Origin of the sequence: Bradyrhizobium sp. (genome assembly GCF_049512235.1) — a bacterium.
Classification (GTDB): Bacteria; Pseudomonadota; Alphaproteobacteria; order Rhizobiales; family Xanthobacteraceae; genus Bradyrhizobium.
Genome location: NZ_JBEKXH010000474.1, coordinates 1 through 4,985 on the forward strand (window position 1 = coordinate 1; position 4,985 = coordinate 4,985).

Sequence of the window (4,985 nt, forward strand, 5' to 3'; positions counted from 1 at the left end):
GCACCGAGCGCCACAGCCAGGACGGCACGGTCTCCTCTTCGACCTGCTTCAGCCGAGCTGCGACGCCCGCTTTACGAAAATACTTCTGCGCCAGCACGTCGGCGGCGACCTGCGACCAGGAAGCCGGCACCTCGACGTTTTCGAGGCGGAATACCACCGAGCCGTCGGGATTTCGGATCTCGGATGTCGTCAATCTGAAATCAATTCCTGCGTAGGCTGACTGGCCTGCAATGGTGTTGCGCCGTTCGATTCGCATAGTCGTGCCCCGTCCTTTTTGACCGCACCGCATCCTGCGGTACCGGCAGTTATTGCTCCGAAATCCCGCCCCATCGAGGCAGACAAGTGCTCTACCCGCTGCCCCGACCGGCGGGCGGAGTGGTCATTTTTGGAACCCTTCTGGGAGTGACCGGCGGGACCCAAACACACTCGCGCCGAACGGATCGAAGCTAGGACGACTCCCTCGCGCCCGTCAAGGACTAGTACGAGTTCCCTAATCAAATACTAAATATGGTGGAAAGTGAGGAAAAACAGGGGACATCCAGCCTTCCCTGTGCCGGCAAGTATCAGTGAGTCCTGAGGGATTCCCAAGCGGAAAAATCCACACCGAGAATGCCGATGTGGGCTTCGCCCCGTTGTTCACAGGCCAACTATTTATTGCTGGCCGGGGGTTGCTCCAGCGAGACTCACGTGGAGCTACGGGGGTTAAGGGCTGGCATGCCCGGCAGCCGATGGTTTCCAGCTGATATAACCGGCAAGGTGGCTCCCGGTTTCCGATCGGTTGATTCTCCATGACAGTGCAAGGCCAGCCGCGCGCGCGCGCGGTGGTGACGCCCGCGGGCCTCTTGTTGCTCGCCATCACCTCGGTAGGTTGGGGCTTCAACTGGCCCGTGACCAAATATCTCCTCGGTGAACTGCCGCCGCTGACGCTGCGCGGTTCCACCGGCGTGATCGGCGCCGGCCTGTTGGCGCTATTGGCTTTGCTGCGCGGCCAAAGCCTGCGCGTTCCCCGCAAATTATGGCCAAGGCTGCTACTGGCCGCGCTTCTCAACGTCGGCTGCTGGATGGCGCTGATGGGGCTGGCACTGCTCTGGCTTCCGGCCAGCGAGGCCGCGCTGATCGCCTACACCATGCCGGTCTGGGCCTCGATCCTGGCCTGGCCCATTCTCGGCGAGCGGCCCAATGGCTTGCGCGTCATTTCCCTGGTCATGGCGTTTGCCGGTCTCAGCGCCATCATGGGCGGCAATGGTCTGGCCACCAGCATCGCCAAAATGCCGGGAATCATCATGGCGCTCGGCGGCTCGCTGGGCTTTGCGCTCGGCACGGTGCTGGCCAAGAAGCTGCCGCTCACCCTGCCGCCGCTCTCGGCCGCCGCCTGGCAGATCGGCGTCGGATGTCTGCCCGTGGCCATCGCCGGCCTGTCGATCGAGCGCACCAACCTGGCGGCGTTATCCCAAACCGGCTGGATCCTGATCGTCTATGCGACCGTGATCCAGTTCTGCGTCGCCTATGTCGCCTGGTTCGCGGCGCTCAAGCGGCTGCCGGCCTCGGTCGCCGCGATCGGCACCATGGCGGTGCCTGTGATCGGCGTGGTGACGTCGGCGCTGGCGCTGCACGAGCCACTCGGCATCGGCCAGATCGCGGCGCTCGGCTTTACGCTCGGCGGCGTCGCGCTGGCGACGCGATCCTAGGCTCGCTTAACGCCGCATTAAATCATTACAATCATACAAATCATGGATTCTGGCAGCGCTGGGATAAAATTTCATGGCCGCGGAACCGTCCGACGAAATGGATGTCGACTACGCTACCGCGGTAGCGGACCGCGCTATTCGGTTGATGTCGGAGCAATCGGTTCCGGCAACCCCGATAAATTACAACGTTTGGTTCAATTATGCGTTGGGCGCCTCTCCAGCTCTGAGGAAGACCATCGATATCCTGCTCAGCAACAAGCGCAAATTCGACGCCTCGACCAATCACGAGCTCTATGCCGCCTATGTGGGCAGGCTGTCCCAAACAGGGAATGTTCCCGATCAACTCAATGGCGTGATCGATAGCGCCAAACAGTTCCTCGCAGCGGCAATATCGGACAACCGAACGCAGATCGCTGCGCTGGGGGACGTTTCCGCACAAGTCGGAACCACCGGAGATCCGAGGCCCATCATCGAGAAGCTTGTCGCCGAGCTTTCAAAGGCAACGGCCCGGGCGACCGCGCTCGAAGCCAACTTTACCGAAACCTCCCGGCAGCTCGAAAAGGTCCAGAATTCGTTGCACGAGGCCGAGCAGCGCTCGAACACCGATGCGCTCACCGGCTTGGCAAATCGCCGCTCGCTCGAACAGTTTCTCCGCGCCGCACAAATCAGGGCGATGGAAACCGGCGCACCGTTGGGTGTCTTCATGATCGATATCGATCATTTCAAGAGATTCAACGACAGCCATGGGCACCAGATGGGGGATCAGGTTCTTCGACTGGTCGCAAAAGTCCTGCAGGACGGCGTGCGCGACGTCGATCTGGCGGCGCGTTATGGCGGCGAAGAGCTGATGGCGGTACTACCGGGCGCAGACCTTGCGACCTGCAGGAACGTCGCTGAACGGATTCGCCACCGAATTGCGGAAGCGCGACTGACCCGACGGACGACCGGTAAGGAAATAGGAAGTATCACCGTTTCGATCGGCGTCGCTCAGTTCCGGTTGTCCGAGTCGGCGGAAGCAATGATCGAACGATGCGACCGTAGCCTCTATCAAGCGAAGCGATGCGGCCGCAATCGTACCGTAGCCGAGAACGAAATCGAAGCAGAAGTAAGCGTCAATTAATCGCGCGAACATGCCATCCATCAACGAGCAATAATTTCGCCGCGTCGCATGTATCGCGGGCCGACGCGTAAATATCTTGTTTTATATTGAGAGTTGCACTGTTATTGCCGGCTGGTCAGACATTGGTTGACGGCGGCCAAGAGCGCGTCCGGTGTAAACGGCTTGCGCAGGCAGCATGTCGCGCCGAGTTCGAGCGTCATTCGAAGAAATTCGGGGGAGGGCGATGCCAGTTTTGCGAAGGCACCGCCGAACATGGCGATCAGCGGAATCGCCGGCGGGCGTTGGTAAAACAGCCGGATGGTTTCGATGCCGCTCGAGTGCGGCATCAGAATGTTGACCAGCATCAGGTCGAATGTCGACGTCTCAAGCGCGTCGATGCAGGCTTCGCCGGCGTCGGCGACGATGACTTCGAAGCCGAGGGGTTGCAGACAGAACTCGATGGCCATGCAAACCATCGGGTCGTCATCGACCATCAGAACTCTCGGCACCGGCACCCCCCATGCGAGATCGGCACCACGATGCAGCCGAATCAGCCCTCGAAGCAATTAGCTCCGAGACTGCGCGAAGCGTCTGCACGCCAAGATGCATTGCCGCCCTGCGCGTGCGACCTTTTGTGAATTGATGTTGCTGACGGCCCGGCGCCGTCCGTCGCGTCGGCCGCGCAGTGTCGCCTGCAAAGGCAAAGGACGGCACAGTAGGCAAGAATGCCACGGCCTCTGAATGCCGAGATCCCGGTTGAGGTTACGGGCAGGGGTACCGCAAGCCGTCATAGCCCAGATAGGTTCCCGACGCTGGATCGTAGGACTGGTAGGTCTGCATGCAGTAGGCAACGGCATCGTCGCCGCCGGGAGCGGGGGCAGCCGCAACAGCGCCGTCATCGTAATACTGGTCCGGGTAATAGCCCGGCGCGTAATAGACCGGCCCGCCACGATAGCCGTAGCCCTGCGACGCAATCGCGCCGCCGATCACGGCTCCGGCCACGGCGCCGGGGATAAAGCCGCCGCCACCGCGATAGCCGCCAGCATAGCCGCCACGATAACTCCCACCGCCACCGACGCCGCCAAATCGCGGACCCGGAGCGCCCCCGCCTCGAAATGGAGCGCCGCCGCCGCCAGCCCTGACGGCGCCTCCCGATCTGCCGGGTGGAGTTTGGGCAAAGCTGTCGCTCGGCGCCACCAACGGCAAAACCAGCAGCATTGCAGCTGCAGTACTCAAAGCCTTGAAATTGATCATCCTCGGCTCCCATCGCGGGACACGGCCTGACCCGGACGGGCGACGTTCCCGAACTCGCGCCGGTTGTGCATTGGGCAAAGCCTGTCAGGGCGGAGGTGTATGTGGAATGAACGGATCGGGCCGCTTCCGCGACATCCGGTCGCGGCAAGATGGTGACGCAGGCGCTGCGGCCAATCCGGCGGCAACGGACATAACTGGACAATTCCAGCTGCCGATGGCATCACAACCCGATCACACTTCTTAGCCGGCCGAACCGATGAAACTCTTTCTGCTCAAGCTGTTCACCTGGTGGAACGGCCAGACCCTTGGCACGCAATTGTGGACCTGGCGGTTCGGCGAACTGGTCGGCGAAGACGAGCAGGGCAACCGCTACTACCGCACGGCGGGGCGCAAGATCGATCCGACGCTCGGTTTCGAGCGCCGCTGGGTGACCTATAACGGTCTTGCCGAGGCGACCCGCGTGCCGCCGTCCTGGCATGGCTGGTTGCATCACACCGTCGACGTCGCCCCGACCGAAGAAACCTACACGCCGCGCGAATGGGAAAAACCGCATCTCCCCAATATGACGGGGACGCCCTTGGCCTATCGGCCCCCAGGCTCGACACTGGCGAGCGGCCACCGCCCCAAGGCAACCGGCGACTACCAGCCCTGGACGCCCGGAAGCTGAGCATTCAAATTTCGGCAGTGCTCTTCTCCCCCGCGAAGCGGTTGGGAGGGGTCGGGGGTGGGGGGTCATCGGCACAGGAACGCTGAATCGGTGAACGCCGCGCCCCTCCACCCCCGACCCCCATACGCGGTAGTTTAATTGTGTCAGTCAGGTGGCCCAACTCTCTCACTCCCTCTCCCCGCTTCTTTAGCGCGGGAGAGGGTGGGGTGAGGGGACCACTCGGGCGGTCCCGATGCGGCGCCCCCCTCACCCCAACCCTCTCCCGCCCCCGCGAAAG

6 protein-coding genes are annotated in these 4,985 nt (G+C 62.3%); 3 read left to right on the plus strand and 3 right to left on the minus strand.

The window, feature by feature from the left end; all coding sequences use genetic code 11:
• On the minus strand, window positions 1-256 hold a 256-nt coding region (locus ABSG20_RS29795; RefSeq protein WP_423868043.1), incomplete at its 3' end, for a hypothetical protein.
• A 532-nt stretch (window positions 257-788) separates the two neighbouring features.
• On the opposite strand from ABSG20_RS29795, the gene ABSG20_RS29800 reads away from it, so the two are divergent.
• A complete protein-coding gene (locus ABSG20_RS29800) occupies window positions 789-1,688 on the plus strand; it encodes a DMT family transporter (RefSeq protein ID WP_423868044.1) in 900 nt (299 codons plus the stop codon).
• A 352-nt stretch (window positions 1,689-2,040) separates the two neighbouring features.
• Window positions 2,041-2,808 (plus strand): GGDEF domain-containing protein, encoded by a 768-nt coding sequence (locus ABSG20_RS29805; RefSeq protein WP_423868045.1) that lies wholly within the window; start codon window positions 2,041-2,043, stop codon window positions 2,806-2,808.
• 101 nt (window positions 2,809-2,909) lie between these two features.
• Here the strand turns inward: ABSG20_RS29805 and ABSG20_RS29810 are convergent, their stop codons facing one another.
• Both ABSG20_RS29810 and ABSG20_RS29815 read right to left on the minus strand, forming a co-directional pair.
• On the minus strand, window positions 2,910-3,296 hold the full coding sequence (locus tag ABSG20_RS29810) for a response regulator (protein WP_423868046.1): 387 nt from the start codon (window positions 3,294-3,296) through the stop codon (window positions 2,910-2,912).
• Window positions 3,297-3,549: 253 nt separating this feature from the next.
• Entirely contained in the window at window positions 3,550-4,041 is a 492-nt protein-coding gene (locus ABSG20_RS29815) for a BA14K family protein (RefSeq protein ID WP_423868047.1), read from the minus strand.
• Between the two features lie 256 nt (window positions 4,042-4,297).
• Here ABSG20_RS29815 and ABSG20_RS29820 point away from each other — a divergent pair, with 256 nt between their 5' ends.
• Window positions 4,298-4,708 (plus strand): NADH:ubiquinone oxidoreductase subunit NDUFA12, encoded by a 411-nt coding sequence (locus tag ABSG20_RS29820; protein WP_423868048.1) that lies wholly within the window; start codon window positions 4,298-4,300, stop codon window positions 4,706-4,708.
• Window positions 4,709-4,985: the final 277 nt, after the last annotated feature.

Bases quoted from the DNA above. Each gene is read 5' to 3' on its own strand.
- ABSG20_RS29800 (WP_423868044.1), top strand. From the start codon at position 789: ATGACAGTGCAAGGCCAGCCGCGCGCGCGCGCGGTGGTGACGCCCGCG.
- ABSG20_RS29815 (WP_423868047.1), bottom strand. From the start codon at position 4,041: ATGATCAATTTCAAGGCTTTGAGTACTGCAGCTGCAATGCTGCTGGTT.
- ABSG20_RS29820 (WP_423868048.1), top strand. From the start codon at position 4,298: ATGAAACTCTTTCTGCTCAAGCTGTTCACCTGGTGGAACGGCCAGACC.